Raw genomic sequence first — 15942 nt, 5'->3', positions numbered from 1 at the left:
GGTGCGGCCCTGGCGGCGGACCATCATTGCAGATGCCGGGGGCGCCTGCGGGCACCGTCCGGCGCCGGGCGGCGACGCGCCGAGCCTCCGACACCTGCCCGGAGCAGAGGGCCGGGGCTAGGATCAGGCCCATGAGCAGCGGCGACGTCCTGCGAGACGGGTCCGACGGACCCGCCGAGGACGCGACCGCCACCGTCCTGCTCGTCGAGGACGACGACGGGGACGCGATGCTCGTCACGGAGCTGCTCGAGGACGCCGAGGTCACGGTCGTGCTGCGGCGCGCGCGGTCCGTCGCGGAGGCCGTCGACGCCCTCTCCCGGCCGGGCGGCGCACCGGGGGTCGACTGCGTGCTGCTCGACCTCGGGCTGCCGGACGCGGTGGGCCTGACGGCCGTGTCGCGGTTGCGCGAGGTCGCCGAGCGCGTGCATGACGTCCCGGCCCTCGTGGTGCTCACGGGCCTGACCGGCGGCGACCAGGGGTTGCAGGCGGTGGCCGCCGGGGCCGACGACTACCTCGTCAAGGGCGAGACGGACTCCGGGCTCCTCGGCCGGTCACTGCGCTACGCGCTCCAGCGGCGCCGGTCCGCGGCCCAGCAGCGCGCGCTGTACCGCAGCGCGGTGCGCGCGGAGGAGACCGCGCGGCTCGAGCGCGCGCTGCTCCCCAAGCCCCTCGTGGGCGACGAGCGCATCTCCGTGATGGTCGGCTACCTGCCGGGCGGCGGGGGACTGCTGGGCGGCGACTTCTTCGACACCGTGGAGCGGCCGGACGGGTCCGTGCTGTCCGTGGTGGGCGACGTCGCCGGCCACGGCCCCGACGAGGCGGCGCTCGGCGCGACCCTGCGTACCGCCTGGCGCACCCTCGTCCTCACCGGCACGCCGCCCGAGCGCATCCTGGAGCACCTGGAGCGGGTGCTGCTGACCGAGCGGGCCCGGCCGGAGGTGTTCGTCACGCTCTGCCAGGTGGTGGTCGCCCCCGACCGCGGGCGCGTCGACCTCTACCTGGCGGGCCACCTGCCCCCGCTGCTCATCACCGGCCCCGTGGGGGGCCTGCGCTGCGACCTGCTGCCGCCCACGGGCCGGGGGCGGGCGCTCGGGGTCCCCGTCGACGGCGGGTGGGAGCCGCGGCGGATCGACCTCGACGGCCCGTTCGCGCTCATGCTGTACACCGACGGGCTCGTGGAGGCCGAGGTGGGCCGGGTCGCGCCGGCCCTCGGCCACGCGACGGGTCCCGCGACCGGCCCGGAGCTGGACGGGCTGGGCCGGGACGCCCTCGGCCTCGTCGCGCTGCGCGGCGAGCGGCCCGCGCGCGTGGGCCCGCTGCGCCGTCGGACACCGCGCCTGGGGCAGTCCGGGCTGCACGACCTGGTGCGCGAGGATCTCGAGCGGCACGGGATCGTCGGCGTGGTCGAACGCGTGCTGCGCCGCGTGCGCACGCTGCACGGCGGCCCCCTCACAGACGACGCGGCGCTGCTCGTCGTCGGATGGACCGGGCACGACACGCCGTACCTGGGGGAGCGGTCGTCGACCCTCGCGGACTCGGCCGAGTGGGCGCGCCCGTGAGGCGCGAGCGCCCGCTGCACGACGTCGTCCTGCGGCTGCTGCTGATCGTCGGCGCGGTGCTGCTGCTCGCGCTCGCCGTCGCGCTGGTCGCGATCCAGCGCTCGCTGGTGCTGCTGCGCGTCGGGGCCGGGGACGAGGCCATGGACGCGGCCCACGCGTGGAACCTCACGCTGCTGGTCGTGGTGATCGTGCTCGTCCTGCTCGTGGTCGTCATGGGCCTGTTCATGTGGCGCGCCCTGCAGCGCGGCGTCACCCGTCCGCTGGCTCGGCTGGCGGTCTCGGTGCGCGCCGCCAGCACGGGGGAGCACGAGCACGAGATCAGGGTCGAGGGCACCGGCGAGGTCGCGGCGCTCGCGGCCGACGTCGAGCACATGCGCCGTGAGCTGGTGCAGCAGGTGGCTGAGGTGCGCGCGTCGCACGCCGAGACCGAGCGCACGCACGCCCAGCTCGCGGAGCAGGCGCGCGAGCTGGCCCGCTCCAACCAGGAGCTGGAGCGCTCGAACCGCGACCTCGAGCAGTTCGCCTACGTCGCCTCCCACGACCTGCAGGAGCCGCTGCGCAAGGTCGCGAGCTTCACCCAGCTGCTCCAGAAGCGCTACGGCGACCAGCTCGACGAGCGCGCGGACCAGTACATCGCCTTCGCCGTCGACGGCGCGCGGCGCATGCAGCGGCTCATCCAGGACCTGCTGAGCTTCTCGCGCGTCGGGCGGTCCGGCAGCGAGCCCGAGGACGTCGACCTCGAGCGGGCCCTCGAGCAGGTGCGGCACGACCAGGAGGGCCGGATCGCCGAGGCCGGCGCCGAGATCACGCACGACCCGCTGCCGGTCGTCCGGGGGGAGAAGGCGCTGCTGACGATGCTGCTGGCGAACGTCGTGGGGAACGCCGTGAAGTTCCGGGACCCCGCGCGCCCGCCGCGCGTGCACCTGTCGGCGCGACGGGTCGAGGGGGCGGAGCCCGGCTGGGAGCTGTCGTGCACCGACAACGGGATCGGCATCGACCCGCAGTACGCCGAACGCGTCTTCGTCATCTTCCAGCGGCTGCACCCCAAGGACGTCTACTCGGGCACCGGCATCGGCCTCGCCCTGGTCAAGCGGGTCGTCGAGCACCACGGCGGGCGGGTGTGGCTGGAGCCGGCGCCGAGCGGCGGCACCTCGGTGCGCTGGACCCTCCCCGACCGCGACGAGGCGACTGACGGCATCGTCGGTTAGGCTCGGTGCACGTCGCTGACCTGCGACGATGTCGCCGAGGGGTGGCAGAAGGAACGCCAGGGGTACGCCCCGACCGGGCTACGAGGGAGCGGGTATGACGGACCAGCAGGCGGGTATCGAGGTCCTCCTCGTCGAGGACGACCCGGGCGACGTGCTCATGACGCGCGAGGCGTTCGACGAGCACAAGGTCGCCAACCGGCTGTCCGTGGTGGCGGACGGCGTGAGCGCGATGGCCTTCCTGCGCAAGGAGGGCGAGCATGCGCAGGCGCCGACGCCGGACCTCATCCTGCTCGACCTCAACCTGCCGCGCATGGACGGCCGCGAGGTGCTCGCGGCGGTCAAGGCCGACGAGCGCCTCAAGCACATCCCCGTGGTCGTGCTCACGACGTCCGAGGCGGAGGAGGACGTGCTGCGGTCCTACTCGCTGCACGCGAACGCCTACGTGACCAAGCCCGTGGACTTCGACCGGTTCATCCAGGTGGTGCGGCAGATCGACGACTTCTTCGTCACCGTGGTGCGGCTCCCGCACCACTGAGCGCCGCGGACACGGGGCGGGAAGGATCCGGGGCGCGGCACGGTTGTCACTCCTGCGGGCGCGAGCCCGTCGGCACGTGCCGGTGAACCGAGGAGGAGACCCTTGCTGGACCCGCAGAGCATCTACGAGGTCGACGAGGCCGCCGTCGAGCGCGTCCTGCCCCACCCGGGGCCCGACGCGGCGCCGACCGGCACCGGGCCCGTGCTGCTGCACGCGCTCGACGGGTTCGTGGACGCGGGCTCCGCGGGGGAGATCGCCGTGGAGCACGTCACCGAGGAGCTGACCACCACGCGGCTCGTGACCTTCGACGTCGACCAGCTCCTCGACTACCGCTCGAAGCGGGTCGGGATGACGTTCGACGCCGACCGCTGGTCCGCCTACGACGAGCCCTACCTCGCGATCGACCACGTCGCGGACCGCGAGGGCACCGGGTTCCTCCTGCTGCACGGCTCGGAGCCCGACCTGCAGTGGGAGCGCGTCGTGGTGGCGGTGAAGGGCCTGGTCGAGCGCTTCGACGTCTCCCTGACGGTCGGCTTCCACGGGATCCCCATGGGGGTGCCGCACACGCGTCCGCTCTCGCTCACCGCGCACGGCACGCGTCCCGGCCTGGTGGACGACTACACGTCGTTCTTCGGCACGGTGCGGGTGCCCGGCTCGCTCGCCGCTCTCCTGGAGTACCGGCTCGGCGAGGCGGGGCACGACGCGATCGGCTTCACCGTGCACGTGCCGCACTACCTCGCGCAGTCCCGCTACGCTCCCGCGGCGGTCGTCGCACTGCGGCACGTCGAGCGCGCCACGGGCCTGGACCTCGCGACGGGCCTCCTTGCGGAGGCGGCGGCCGACGCGACCATCGAGGTCGAGAAGCAGGTGGGTGAGTCGGGCGAGGTGAAGGCCGTCGTCAAGGCCCTCGAGGAGCAGTACGACGCGTTCACTCGGTCCGTCGGGCGGCCGAGCCTCCTGGCGGAGCAGGCGCCGCTGCCCACCGCCGACGAGCTCGGCGCGGAGTTCGAGCGCTTCCTGGCGCAGCAGGACGACGACTGACCTGACGCTGGCCCGACGACGGACGTGGCACCGCTGGGCGCGACCCGTCCGGGTGGGAACCGCGGTGCCGTCCGCAATGGCCGATGCGCGGCTTCCGCGGCATATCCGTGGCACGTCGGTGTGGTCCGTGCCACACTGACCGCGTTGCAGAGGCGCTCCTTCGCACGAACCGGCGGTGCGGCCTGCAGCGACGGGTGGCCGCCCGGCCCGCTCGTGCCCGTTGTGACGGAAGGTCGAAGGATCAGCATGGCGCAAGGTTCTGTGAAGTGGTTCAACTCGGAGAAGGGCTACGGCTTCATCGCGCAGGACGACGGCGGGGCCGACGTCTTCGTGCACTACTCCGCGATCCAGAGTCAGGGATACCGCAGCCTCGACGAGGCCCAGCGGGTCGAGTTCGAGATCACCCAGGGCCCCAAGGGGCCGCAGGCGGAGCAGGTCGTGCCGCTCTGAGCACCTCGCTCGCCTGACGACGGCCGCGTCCCCGGCGGGGGCGCGGCCGTCGTCGTGCCAGGCACCGCCGGCACGACGCCCGGCTCTCAGGCCCCGGCGAACCGCACCAGCTCGTCGCCGACCAGGAGGCGTGCCGGGACGGGGAGGCTGCGCAGCCGTCGTGCGAGCCCGGCGTCGTGCAGGTCGAGAGCGTGCAGGTCGAGGTCGTCCGGGCCGGGGGCGCCTGGTCGATCCGCGGCGTCGTCGGGGGCGGCGGCGTCGTCGGGGGCGACGTCCGCGGCGTGCGCCGGCTGTTGCTCGTCGTCGTCGGGCACGCCTCGCACGGCGACGAGCACCACGTTGCCGTACCGGCGGCCCTTGAGCACGGCGTGCTCCGCGATCACACCGAGCCGGCCGTCGGCGGCCGCGCCCGGCCCGAAGGCGGCGGCGAGGGTCGTGGTCTCCCGGCGTGCGAGCGACAGCGGGGGCCGGTCCGCGCAGTTGGCGAGCAGGACGCCGCCGGGGCGCAGCACCCGGTGCGCGGCCGCCGCGAACCCGGCGTCGGCCAGGTGGTCGGGAGTCCGGTCGCCGGCGAAGACGTCGCGGACGACGACGTCGAAGGAGCCGGCGGCCAGTGACGCGAGGGCGTGGCCGGCGTCGTCGGCCCGCAGCCGCAGCCGGGGCGAGCGTGGCAGCGCGAACCAGGTCCGCACGAGCTCCAGCAGGCGCGCGTCGACGTCGACGCCCAGCTGGCGCGAGTCGGGGCGCTCGTGCTCGACGTGCCGCGCGAGCGCGCACCCCGCCGCCCCGAGGTGCAGCACCCGGAGCGGGCCGTCGGGCATGCCGGCCAGCACCGCGGCCATCTGCTGCATGTACTCGAAGGCGAGGAACCCGGGGTCGGCGAGGTCGAGCGCGGAGCTCGGCACGCCGTTGACGTGCAGCGTCACCCGGTCGGGGTGGTCCGGGTCCCGTTCGACGCGTGCCGTGCCGGTGTCGATCGGGACCTCGTCGTCGGGGAGTGTCGGTGCGTCGGAGGATGCTGGGGTGCGTCGACCGGACCGGCGCTCGGGGCGCGATCCGCCTCGGGAGGAACGGGACATGCGACCAGTGTCCCCGCTCCGGCGGGCAGGACGGGCACCGGCCATGGTTGACAGGTTCGAACAGGTGTTCGACACTGGACGGGCGCGGGGGACCGCGGAGCACGGGAGGTGCAGGATGTCGGCTCGCACGAGATCTGCCGGCGCGACGGGCGGTCGTGGCCAGGCAGGCCACGTCGCCGCGGTCGGCCATGTCGGCGCGGGCGCGGTGCTGCCCCCGAGCCCCGAGGTGACCCGGTTGCTGGACCGTTCCGACGCCGAGCTCGCGGCGGCCGCGACGGAGACCGACCCGGCGGAGCGTTTCGTGCACGCCCACCTGGCGGCGCTGCGCGCTGCGGCCGCCGTCGTCGCGCTGCGGGGCCGGCCGTCCACGCGGACCCGGGCCCGCTCGGTGTGGGACATGCTGGCGCTCGTGGAGCCGGACCTCGCCGCGTGGTCGGGGTACTTCGCCTCCGGCGCCCGCGTCCGGGCGGCGGTCGAGGCCGGGCTCGAGCCCGACGTGGACGCCCGCCGGGCGGCGGAGCTCGTGGCGTGCGCGGAGGACTTCCGCGACGAGGTCGGTCTCCTCGTCGACCCGCGCGCCGGTTTCGCGCGGCCGCTCGCCGTGGCGCCGGCGGCGTCGTGAGCCGCGGCCCGCGGTCGGCCGAGGCGTTCCGCGACTGGGGCGGCGACGAGTCCGGCACCTCCGTGCTGCACGTCGACATGGACGCCTTCTTCGCGTCGTGCGAGCTGGCCCGCCGGCCCGAGCTGCGGGGCCGCCCGGTGATCGTCGGAGGACGCGAGCGGGGAGTCGTGCTCGCGGCGACGTACGAGGCCCGCGCGTTCGGAGTCCGTTCCGCGATGTCGATGGCGGCAGGCCTGCGGCTGTGCCCGCAGGCCGTCGTGGTGCCGCCCGACCACACGCTGTATCACGAGGTGTCCGAGTCCGTGATGGCGATCCTCGCCACGATCACCCCGCTGGTGGAACGGATCTCGGTCGACGAGGCTTTCCTCGACGTGAGCGGCGCCCGCCGGCGGCTGGGCGCGCCGACGACGATCGGGGCCCGGCTGCGCGAGCAGGTCCACGCCGAGCACGGGATCACGTGCTCCGTCGGGATCGCGCGGAACAAGTTCGTGGCCAAGCTGGCCTCCACCCACGCCAAGCCGGACGGGATGATGCTGGTGCCGGCCGACGCGACCGTGCCGTTCCTGCGGACGCTTCCCGTCGGGGCGCTCTGGGGCGTGGGGGAGAAGACGGAGGCGGCGCTCGCACGCTGGGGCATCACGACCGTCGCCCAGCTCGCGGACACCGACGTGCCGACGCTGCAGGCGGCGGTGGGGTCGGTCTCCGGGGCGCACCTGCACGACCTCGCGTGGGGGCGCGACCCGCGGCCGGTCGTGCCCGGGCACGAGGAGCGCAGCGTCGGGGCGGAGACGACGTTCGAGCGCGACCTGTGGGACCTCGGCGCGGTGGAGCAGCGTGTCCTCGAGCTCGCGGACCGGGTCGCGGCCCGGCTGCGGCACCAGGGCGTCGTCGCACGGACGGTCTCCATCAAGGTACGCACCAGCGACTTCCGCACCCTGACCCGGTCGCGCACGCTCGACGGCCCGACCGACGTGGCGCGCGCCATCTTCCTCGTCGCGCGCGAGCTGCTGGGCGCGGCGGACCTGCGGGGGCTGCCCGTGCGGCTGGTCGGCGTCCGTGGGGAGAACCTGCAGGTCAGGGAGGGTCTTGCCGAGCAGGTGACCCTCGAGGAGGCCGTGGATCCGCGCCAGGAGGCCCGTCGCGAGGCCGAGCTCGCGCTCGACGCGGTGCGCGAGCGCTTCGGCCGATCCGCGATCAGCCTCGGCGCGGCGACCGGTCGTCGGCGAGGTTCACCCCCGCCGACTACCGTGCCGGGCGGCGCGGGCATATCCTGAGGGGGTTACCGTTCCACCGCGAGACCCGGGGGGACTCGATGCCTCTGTCCGAGTACGAGCAGCGTGTGCTGGAGCAGATGGAGCGCGCGCTGAGCAGCGACGATCCCCGTCTGGCCAACACCCTGCAGCAGGCGCGCCGCCGGTCGCCCCTGCGTTTTGTCCTGGCCGGCGTCGGAGTCGTCGCGGGGTTGCTGCTGCTCGTGGTCGGCGCTGCGTCGTCGCAGGCGTGGGTCGGCGTCGTCGGCTTCGTCCTCATGTTCGCCGGCGTGGCGTACGCGTTCGCCGCCCCGCGTCGTTCGGGCCCCACGGGAGTGGTCCGACCCGACGGCACGGTCGACCCCGTCACCAACCCTGACCGGGCACGCCCGGGCAGCGCGGCGCCGCGGCCGGCACCGGCGGCGAAGAAGGAGGGCTTCCTCGCCCGCCTCGAGGAACGCTGGGAGCGGCGGCGCGACCAGGGCCGCTGAACCGTCGCGGTCCGGGCCCGCGGCCCGACCGCGCTCTCGTCGCGCCCGCCCGGGCACGACCGGCGCTGTCCCGCCTCAGCGGAACGGCCGCTCCATCATGGAACGCACCGAGCCCGCTCGTCCTCCAGGACGGGCGGGCTCGTCGCTCGTCCGGGCAAGATCAGGACGGGCGACGCTCCGGATGAGGTGCCTCAGGTCGAGGGGCCTCGCGCGCCGGGCGTGCGGCCGCACCTCTCGCGGGGTGGGTGTCACCGCGTCGACAGCGTCACGCGTCGACAGCGTCACGCGTCGACAGCGTCACCGTGTCGACAGGGACTCGCCCAGCCCGGACGTCACGGCCGTCGCGAGGCGCTCGAGCTCGTCGGCCTCGGGCGCCAGGGGCTCGCGCGCGTACCGGTGCATCTCGGCCGCCCGCGCGAGCGAGGCAAGGTCCTCGCGCACCTCGGGCGTGAGCTCACGACCGGACCGGGTGGTCACCGCCGCCGCGATGGCGTCCGGGGCGCGCCGCAGCGTGGTGGCCGGGGGCAGGCGGACACCCTCGGCGGCGAGCGCGGCGAGCACCTGCTCCCAGGCGAGCTCGGGGTCGAGCTCCTGCGAGGCGCGCCGTCGGCGGGCGAGCAGCAGCACCAGACCGCCCACGAGGACGACGACGAGGCTGCCCGCGGTGATCCAGACCCACGCCGGGAGCCCCGTGTCGACGACCGGGGTGAGCGAGGCGGCCGTCGAGGCCGAGGGGGTCGCCGCGTCGTCGGTCGGGGTGCTCCCCGCGGTGGGGCGGCGCTCGCCCAGGTCGGACGCGGCCGTGGGAACCGCGGTCGGGCCGCCCTGGGCGAGCGCCGTCGTGTAGGCGGGCGGGCTCCCGGTCTGCTGCGCGGGCGTGGGCTCGAAACGCACCCACCCGGTGCCGGGGAAGTAGATCTCGGGCCACGCGTGCGAGTCCTGACCGGTGATCCGCCAGGTGGTCTCACCCGTGCGGTCGCCGGGCAGGTACCCGACCGCGAGGCGCGCGGGGATGCCGAGCGACCGCGCCATCACCACCATGGTCGTCGCGAACTGGATGCAGTAGCCCGTGCGGTGCTGCAGGAAGTCCCAGACGGGGTCGCCCGTGCCACCGCGGGGGATGGTGGTCGAGTAGGTGAACCGGGTGGGGTCGCGCAGCCAGCGCTGGAGGTCGACCGCCTGGTCGTAGACGGTGTCGGCGTCGCCCACGACCTCACGCGCGGCGGCCTCGACGTCGGCCGCGTGCGCGCTCTCGGGCACCTGGGTGTAGACCTCGTCGAGGTCGGCCGCGGGCGCCTCCCGGAGGACGTCCGGGTCGAGGTCGCGCTCGTGCACGGTCAGGGTGTACGCGTCGCCCGTGTCGGTGAGCCCGCCGACCACCTCGTCCCGGGCCGGGTCGTAACCCCACCCGCCGGCGTCGGTGGACACCTGGCGAGGATCGATGCTGATCGGCAGCTTGTCGTCGCGGAGCTCGCCGACCTCGAACGCGACCTTGCGGGTCGCCTGCGCGCCGGGCGGCAGGTCCTCGGGCCACAGGACGTCGCGCTCGGCGAACTCCCGGCCCCCGCGCTCCTCGCCGCGCTGCCACCGGCGCCCGTCGAAGGCCGTGGCGGTGTAGCTGCGCAGGGGCCCGACGTCGGCGTCGGAGCCGGTGTCGTAGGACAGCACGACCGAGCTGGACCGTTCGGTCAGGCTCCGCAGGATGTCGAGGTCCTCGGCGAGGCGGATGGTGTCGCCCGTCGTGGTGAAGGTCCGGTACCAGCCCGCGGGCCCGCCGGGGAGCGCGGCCGACGCGGTCCCGACCAGCCCGGCGACGACGGCGAGGACCACCGCGCCGGCGGTCGTCGCGACGGCGCGGGACCGTTCGGCGCGTCGCACGGGCGCGGGCGTGCGCTCGGCCCGCCGGGCTCGCGCGACGAGCGGGCCGTCGAGGGTGAGCAGCAGCAGCAGCGCCGTGACGGTCACGACGAAGACGCCCCACGGGACGCGGCCCGTGAGCACGAGCGGCGGGGCCCAGAGCGCGAGGAGCGGCAGGCCGACCAGGGCGGGCCGGCGGAGGGCGCCGGCGAGCGCGTCGGCGAGCAGCAGCACGAGCAGGGTGCCGCCCACGGTGAGCAGGCCGATCGGGACGCTCCCGGTCACCGGCGCGACCTCCGACCGCGCGATCTCGCCGGCCTCGCCGAGCCGCGCCACGACGCGCGACACGTGCTCCGGGGTGATGACGACCGTGGGGTCGGCGGTGGGACCGCCGTACCGCGCGAGGACGAACCAGGCGGCGACGACGGCGCCGAGCACGCTGGGCCACGCGGAGCCCGACTCCTTGGCGCGCAGGCCGCGGGCGCGGGCGCGCCGCCCGATCATCACCCGGGACGTGACCGTCGTCGCGCTGACGAGGAGGATGCCGAGGAGGCCGGCGCGCGTCCACGCCCCGGGGACCACGATGCTCGTCAGCGAGAGCATCGACGCGGCGACCGCGACGGCGACCAGGACCCCGGAGGCGACGGTGCGGGCCGTGGGGCCGGCGTGGGCCGGGATCATGCGGCCCCCTCCGCGAGCAGCGCCCACGCGTGGTCGGGTGCGGTGCCGGGGCGGCAGGTGGCCACCCGCCACCCGGCGGCCCGCAGGGCGCCCACGGTGTCGGCTGCCGGCGTCGGGCCGGCGCCCGGGGCGTCGCCCGGCGCGACGACGAGCGCCCAGCAGGTGCCCTCCACGCCGAGCTCGGCCATCTCGCGCAGCGCGGTCTCCGGCTGCGGCCCGAGCACCGCGACGACGATCTCCTCCTGCGAGCGCGAGGCGCGCAGGGCGCGGACCGTCTGCAGGACGGCCCGCTCGGCGTCGGCGGCCCCCCGGTGCCCGCGCAGGTCGACCGTCTGGTCGAGGACCGTCGCCCGGCCGGTGCGCGCCCCGGCGGCGAACGGCACGGGCGCCGGGCCCGAGCCGGAGGGCACCAGGCGAGCGGGGTGGCCGGCGTCGAGGAACGACGTCGCCACCGACGCCGCGAGCTCGACGGCGAGCTCGCCCTCCGCGTGGGTGCGCGCGCCGCGGGTGGAGGGCCAGACCCCGGTGCGGGGGTCGACGGGCGGTGGCAGCAGGGACCGGTCGAACAGCACGGTCACCGGTCGCACTCCCGCGCTCTCGTCGGCCCGGACCATGAGCCGTCCCTGGCGTGCCGACCCCGCCCAGTGCACCCGGCGGGGGTCGTCGCCGGAGACGTACTCGCGCAGGACGGAGTCGTCCGTGGACGCGAGCCGCGCGCCCGTGGCCGCTCGCTCGACGTCGCCGAGGACCCGCGTGCGCGTCGGCAGCGCGACGGTGCGCGGCCACACGGCGACGCGCGTCGCGGCGCCGAGCGGCTGCGTCGTGCGGACCAGCCCGAAGGCGTCGGTGCGCGTGGTGAGCAGCGGTCCGAGGGCCCAACGCCCCCGGCGGGCCGGGGTGAGCGCATAGGACACGGCGATGCGGTCCGCGTGCGCCGTCACCCGCGCGCGGATGCCGTGCGGCCCGGCGAGCTCGTGCGCAGCCTGCTCGGACAGCCGCAGCCGGGCGAGCCGCTCGTACGCCGCGCCGGTGCGCGCGCGGGCGCCGACGACCAGGCGGACGGCGGCCGTCTGGTCCCGCACCACGGGGTTCGGCGTGAGCTCGCGCGAGACCACGAGCGCGCCGCGGCCGGCGTCGAGCCGTTGCACGCCCATGAGCACCCAGGCGACGAGGACGGCCAGCACGGCGGCGGCGCCGAGGCCTACGACGTCGGGCAGCTCGAGCAGCACGCCGAGCGTGACCAGCACGAGGCCCGCGACGAGCAGGGCGAGGCCGCGGCGGGTGGGCCGGACGCGGACGAGGCGCCGCAGCGCCGGGTGGCCGGCCTCCCTCGCGCGGGCCTGCCCGGCCCCGCGCTCGGTGGCTGCAGGGGCCGCGCCGGACTCGTCGTCACCGGACATCGCCGGCACTACCGACCGCGGTCGGGCCGCGCGAACGACCCGGGCGCCGGGGCGACGGCGACACGGCCACCGGGCACGACGGTGCGCTGGACGATCTCGGAGATCACGTCCTCGGGAGTCACGCCGCCGAGCCGGGACTCCGTGCTGAGGATCAGGCGGTGGGCCAGGACCGGGACGGCGAGGGACTGCACGTCGTCGGGCAGCACGTGCTCGCGGCCCGCCATGGCGGCCGCGGCCTTGGCTGCTCGGAGCAGCTGGAGCGAGGCCCTCGGCGACGCGCCGAGCCGGACGCCCTCGTGCTGCCGTGTCGCGCCGACGAGATCGAGCACGTACTGCTTGACGGGTCCCGCCGCGTAGACGGCGCGCACCGCCTGGGCGTACCGCACCATGTCCGCGCCCGTGGTGACGGGGGAGAGGTGGTCGAGGGGGTCGGCGGACTCCTGCCGGTCCAGCATCTGCAGCTCGGCGGCGGTGTCCGGGTAGCCGACGGTGAGGCGGGCCATGAAGCGGTCGCGCTGCGCCTCGGGCAGCGGGTACGTGCCCTCCATCTCCACCGGGTTCTGCGTCGCGACGACGAGGAACGGCCGCGGCAGCGTGTGGGTGGTGCCGTCGATCGTCGTCTGCCCCTCCTCCATGCACTCGAGGAGCGCGGACTGCGTCTTCGGCGAGGCGCGGTTGATCTCGTCGCCGATCACCACGTTGTTGAACACGGGACCGGGCCGGAACTCGAAGTCGTGCGTGGCGGTGCGGAAGATGTTGACGCCGGTGAGGTCGCTCGGCAGGAGGTCGGGCGTGAACTGGATGCGGCCGACGCGGCAGTCGATGCTGCGGGCGAGGGCCTTCGCCAGCGTCGTCTTGCCGACCCCGGGGACGTCCTCGATCAACAGGTGACCCTCGGCCAGCAGGACGGCGACGGTGACCTCGGCGAGGCCGGAGCGCCCCGACACCACCGAGTCGATCGCCTGCCGCACCCGCGTGGTGGCGGTGACGAGCTCGTCGAGGTCGCGGGTCAGGGCGTCGACGCCGGTGCCGGCGGAGGGGGAGGTGCGGTCCCTGCGGTCCTCCGTCTCCGTGCGCGCGCCGGCCAGCGTGGGGGAGACGGGTTCTGGGTGCACGGGTGACCTCCGGTTCACGTGCTCGTGACGGTTCTCGCAGCCTAGTGGAATCGGGGCGCGACGTGACGACGATCACCCGCTCCACCTCGCTCCACGCCGCACCCCGCGGCGGTGCCCGCGCGCGGTGTGCGCCGGCCGACCCGTTCTAGGGGCCCGGTCGGGGCGTCGCGCGACACGCGCCGGGCGGCGCCCCTCCACCGTCCTCCACGCCGCGGCTCATCGGGCGCCGACGTCGTGACCTGCGGCGATGTGAGCGGACTGTGGGGGGAAGGGGTGAGATGGGGAGAACTCCCCATGGTTGACCGCGCCCGGTGGAGGAAAGTGGAGTAGTTTGGAGGCTGCGGGAGCGCGAGGGGAGGTGCGAGCCGTGGCAGGTCTGGAGGACACGTTTCCGGGGGCCGGGCTGCTGCTCGGCACCTACACCCCCAAGCTCGACGAGAAGGGCCGGCTCATCCTCCCGGCGAAGTTCCGCGCCCGACTCGCTCCCGGCCTCGTCATGACGAGGGGACAGGAGCGCTGCCTCTTCCTCCTCCCGATGGACGAGTTCGGTCGCATGTACGAGCAGGTGCGGCAGGCTCCCGTGACCAGCCGGCAGGCGCGCGACTACCTGCGCGTGTTCCTGTCGGGTGCCAGCGACGAGCTGCCGGACAAGCAGGGGCGGGTCGTCATCCCGGCCGCCCTGCGCGCGTACGCCGGCCTCGACCGGGACGTCGCCGTGATCGGCGCCGGCACCCGCGTGGAGGTCTGGGACCGCACCACCTGGGAGACCTACCTGGCCGAGCAGGAGTCGTCGTACTCCGAGACGTCCGAGCAGATCTTCCCGGACCTGCAGTTCTGAAGCAGCTCGAGCCAGTTCGCACCACCGACAACCGCACAGCAGACGAGCAGCAGCGGGCCCCGCACGATGAGGCCTCCTCCCGCGAGGGTCTGGCGCACTTCCCCGGCGCCAGAACGGCGCGGAGGGAGACCTGGCCGGGCGGGGCCCCGGCGACACGCACCAGGCGAGCCCGCCGCCGGCACGAACCGGCGGGAGGCGCGGCACGGAACGAGAGGAGGAGCACCGATGAGCACACCGGACGACGCGCGACGCGCGGGCGACCGACACCTGCCTGTGCTGCTGCAGCGGTGCGTCGACCTCCTCGCGCCCGCGCTCGGTGAGCCGGGCAGCGTGCTGGTCGACTGCACGCTCGGCATGGGCGGTCACACGGAGGCGGTGCTCGACCAGGTCCCGACGGCCCGCGTCGTGGGGATCGATCGCGACACGGAGGCGCTGCGGCTCGCCGGCGAGCGGCTCGCCCGCTTCGGCGACCGGTTCACCCCGGTGCACGCGGTGTACGACGAGATCGGCGACGTCGTCGCCGAGCTCGGCCTGGACGGCGTCCAGGGCGTGCTCATGGACCTCGGGGTCTCGTCGCTGCAGCTCGACGAGGCGGACCGCGGCTTCGCGTACGCGCAGGACGCCCCGCTCGACATGCGCATGGACCAGACGCGCGGCGCCACCGCGGCCGACGTCCTCAACACGTACGACGAGCGCGCGCTGGCCCGCGTGCTGCGCGAGTACGGGGAGGAGCGGTTCGCCCCGCGCATCGCCCGGGCGATCGTGCGGCGCCGCGAGGAGCGGCCCTGGGAGCGGACGGGCGAGCTCGCGGACCTGGTGCGCGCGTCCATCCCGGCCGCCGCCCGCAAGACCGGCGGCAACCCGTCCAAGCGGACGTTCCAGGCGCTGCGGATCGAGGTGAACGGCGAGCTCGAGGTGCTCGAGCGTGCCGTGCCCGCCGCGATCGAGGTGCTGGCCGTCGGCGGTCGGATCGTCGTCGAGTCCTACCAGTCGCTGGAGGACCGCATCGTCAAGCGGGCCATCGCCCGGGGGACGACGTCGAGCGCCCCGGCGGGCCTGCCCGTCGAGCCGGAGACGCACAAGCCCTACCTCGAGGCCCTGACGCGGGGCGCCGAGGACGCGGACGCGGCGGAGCTCGAGCGCAACCCGCGGGCCGCGTCCGTCCGGTTGCGGGCCGCCCGGCGCCTGCGTCCCACCCCTGACCACATGCGACCCACCACACCTCGCCCGCACGCCAGCCCGCACACCCGCCCGCAGAACAAGGAGGACCGCCGATGAGCGCCCTGCGTGCCCCCGCCAGCCCCGGGACCCGCCGCCCCGCGGCGGCCCCCCGCCGTGCCCCGCTGACCTCGCTGCCGGGCGGCGCCGCCGACCGTGGCCGGCGTCTCGACGCGGTCCGCGCGCCCCTCCAGGCGACGTCGGGCGTCCCGTTCCTCGTCCTGTGCGCCGTGATCCTCGTCGGCGCCCTGCTCGCCGCGCTGCTCCTCAACACGTCGATGGCGCGGGGCTCGTACGAGGCGTCGCGGCTGCAGGCCGAGGTCGGCCAGGTGGCGCAGGACGTCCAGACCCAGCAGGAGAAGCTCCGTTCGGCGGAGTCGTCGCTGGCGGAGCGCGCGACGAAGCTCGGCATGGTCCCCGCCGAGGACCCGACGATGATCAGCGTCGAGAAGCGCGCGAAGGTCGGGATCGGCGACACGGAGACGCCGTGACCGGGCGGGCGCCCAGCTCGAGGCCGAGAAGCGGAGGGCCTCGTCGGCGGGCGGTCTGTCCGACGACCAGAAGGAGCGGATCCGGCAGCGCCGCATCGATCGCGTCG

At 75.3% G+C, this 15942-nt stretch carries 15 protein-coding genes; 11 read left to right on the top strand and 4 right to left on the bottom strand.

Annotated elements, in window-relative coordinates; genetic code table 11:
• The first annotated feature begins 131 nt into the window (after positions 1-131).
• From ABZ493_RS04425 to ABZ493_RS04405, 5 genes are all read left to right on the top strand, one after another.
• The gene (locus ABZ493_RS04425) at positions 132-1559 is read left to right on the top strand and encodes a SpoIIE family protein phosphatase (protein ID WP_430580969.1); all 1428 of its coding nucleotides are present in this window, start codon (positions 132-134) and stop codon (positions 1557-1559) included.
• The gene (locus ABZ493_RS04420) at positions 1556-2767 is read left to right on the top strand and encodes an ATP-binding protein (RefSeq protein WP_430580968.1); all 1212 of its coding nucleotides are present in this window, start codon (positions 1556-1558) and stop codon (positions 2765-2767) included. The genes ABZ493_RS04425 and ABZ493_RS04420 overlap by 4 nt, the downstream gene beginning before the upstream one ends.
• 94 nt (positions 2768-2861) lie before the next feature.
• Positions 2862-3302, top strand: coding sequence for a response regulator (locus ABZ493_RS04415; protein ID WP_430580967.1), 441 nt, complete (start codon positions 2862-2864; stop codon positions 3300-3302).
• A 102-nt stretch (positions 3303-3404) separates the two neighbouring features.
• The gene (locus ABZ493_RS04410) at positions 3405-4343 is read left to right on the top strand and encodes a PAC2 family protein (RefSeq protein WP_430580966.1); all 939 of its coding nucleotides are present in this window, start codon (positions 3405-3407) and stop codon (positions 4341-4343) included.
• A 246-nt stretch (positions 4344-4589) separates the two neighbouring features.
• The gene (locus ABZ493_RS04405; RefSeq protein ID WP_380327144.1) at positions 4590-4793 is read left to right on the top strand and encodes a cold-shock protein; all 204 of its coding nucleotides are present in this window, start codon (positions 4590-4592) and stop codon (positions 4791-4793) included.
• An 86-nt stretch (positions 4794-4879) separates the two neighbouring features.
• On the opposite strand, the gene ABZ493_RS04400 is transcribed toward ABZ493_RS04405, so the two are convergent.
• The gene (locus tag ABZ493_RS04400) at positions 4880-5719 is read right to left on the bottom strand and encodes a fused MFS/spermidine synthase (protein ID WP_430580965.1); all 840 of its coding nucleotides are present in this window, start codon (positions 5717-5719) and stop codon (positions 4880-4882) included.
• 268 nt (positions 5720-5987) lie between these two features.
• Here ABZ493_RS04400 and ABZ493_RS04395 point away from each other — a divergent pair, with 268 nt between their 5' ends.
• From ABZ493_RS04395 to ABZ493_RS04385, 3 genes are read left to right on the top strand one after another with little or no spacing between them, the layout of a single operon-like run.
• Positions 5988-6494, top strand: a complete 507-nt coding sequence (locus ABZ493_RS04395; RefSeq protein WP_430580964.1) for an SAV_6107 family HEPN domain-containing protein — start codon at positions 5988-5990, stop codon at positions 6492-6494.
• Complete coding sequence (locus ABZ493_RS04390; protein ID WP_430580963.1) at positions 6491-7768, top strand: DNA polymerase IV; 1278 nt, start codon at positions 6491-6493, stop codon at positions 7766-7768. Before ABZ493_RS04395 ends, ABZ493_RS04390 begins: the two co-directional genes overlap by 4 nt.
• A 38-nt stretch (positions 7769-7806) precedes the next feature.
• Positions 7807-8235 (top strand): DUF3040 domain-containing protein, encoded by a 429-nt coding sequence (locus tag ABZ493_RS04385; protein ID WP_430580962.1) that lies wholly within the window; start codon positions 7807-7809, stop codon positions 8233-8235.
• A 297-nt stretch (positions 8236-8532) separates the two neighbouring features.
• On the opposite strand, the gene ABZ493_RS04380 is transcribed toward ABZ493_RS04385, so the two are convergent.
• From ABZ493_RS04380 to ABZ493_RS04370, 3 genes are read right to left on the bottom strand one after another with little or no spacing between them, the layout of a single operon-like run.
• A complete protein-coding gene (locus ABZ493_RS04380) occupies positions 8533-10773 on the bottom strand; it encodes a transglutaminaseTgpA domain-containing protein (protein ID WP_430580961.1) in 2241 nt (746 codons plus the stop codon).
• Positions 10770-12173: a DUF58 domain-containing protein gene (locus ABZ493_RS04375; protein WP_430580960.1), complete on the bottom strand. Its 1404-nt coding sequence runs from the start codon at positions 12171-12173 to the stop codon at positions 10770-10772. Before ABZ493_RS04375 ends, ABZ493_RS04380 begins: the two co-directional genes overlap by 4 nt.
• Positions 12174-12181: 8 nt before the next feature.
• Positions 12182-13186 (bottom strand): MoxR family ATPase, encoded by a 1005-nt coding sequence (locus ABZ493_RS04370; protein ID WP_430581129.1) that lies wholly within the window; start codon positions 13184-13186, stop codon positions 12182-12184.
• A gap of 505 nt (positions 13187-13691) precedes the next feature.
• Here ABZ493_RS04370 and mraZ point away from each other — a divergent pair.
• From mraZ to ABZ493_RS04355, 3 genes are all read left to right on the top strand, one after another.
• Entirely contained in the window at positions 13692-14126 is a 435-nt protein-coding gene (mraZ, locus tag ABZ493_RS04365) for a division/cell wall cluster transcriptional repressor MraZ (RefSeq protein ID WP_429762671.1), read from the top strand.
• Positions 14127-14351: 225 nt separating this feature from the next.
• Positions 14352-15404 (top strand): 16S rRNA (cytosine(1402)-N(4))-methyltransferase RsmH, encoded by a 1053-nt coding sequence (gene rsmH, locus ABZ493_RS04360; RefSeq protein ID WP_430580959.1) that lies wholly within the window; start codon positions 14352-14354, stop codon positions 15402-15404.
• A complete protein-coding gene (locus ABZ493_RS04355) occupies positions 15401-15835 on the top strand; it encodes a hypothetical protein (RefSeq protein WP_430580958.1) in 435 nt (144 codons plus the stop codon). The genes rsmH and ABZ493_RS04355 overlap by 4 nt, the downstream gene beginning before the upstream one ends.
• Positions 15836-15942 lie beyond the last annotated feature (107 nt).

It is taken from the genome of Isoptericola sp. NPDC019482, from assembly GCF_040632295.1.
Taxonomy (GTDB): Bacteria; Actinomycetota; Actinomycetes; order Actinomycetales; family Cellulomonadaceae; genus Isoptericola.
This window is presented reverse-complemented; position numbering and strand designations above follow the sequence as displayed.

What these genes read in the sequence shown, in the direction of transcription:
- ABZ493_RS04395 (WP_430580964.1), top strand. Translation starts at nt 5,988, where the DNA reads ATGTCGGCTCGCACGAGATCTGCCGGCGCGACGGGCGGTCGTGGCCAG.
- ABZ493_RS04385 (WP_430580962.1), top strand. Translation starts at nt 7,807, where the DNA reads ATGCCTCTGTCCGAGTACGAGCAGCGTGTGCTGGAGCAGATGGAGCGC.
- ABZ493_RS04415 (WP_430580967.1), top strand. Translation starts at nt 2,862, where the DNA reads ATGACGGACCAGCAGGCGGGTATCGAGGTCCTCCTCGTCGAGGACGAC.
- ABZ493_RS04375 (WP_430580960.1), bottom strand. Translation starts at nt 12,173, where the DNA reads ATGTCCGGTGACGACGAGTCCGGCGCGGCCCCTGCAGCCACCGAGCGC.
- ABZ493_RS04425 (WP_430580969.1), top strand. Translation starts at nt 132, where the DNA reads ATGAGCAGCGGCGACGTCCTGCGAGACGGGTCCGACGGACCCGCCGAG.
- ABZ493_RS04380 (WP_430580961.1), bottom strand. Translation starts at nt 10,773, where the DNA reads ATGATCCCGGCCCACGCCGGCCCCACGGCCCGCACCGTCGCCTCCGGG.
- rsmH (WP_430580959.1), top strand. Translation starts at nt 14,352, where the DNA reads ATGAGCACACCGGACGACGCGCGACGCGCGGGCGACCGACACCTGCCT.
- ABZ493_RS04405 (WP_380327144.1), top strand. Translation starts at nt 4,590, where the DNA reads ATGGCGCAAGGTTCTGTGAAGTGGTTCAACTCGGAGAAGGGCTACGGC.
- ABZ493_RS04355 (WP_430580958.1), top strand. Translation starts at nt 15,401, where the DNA reads ATGAGCGCCCTGCGTGCCCCCGCCAGCCCCGGGACCCGCCGCCCCGCG.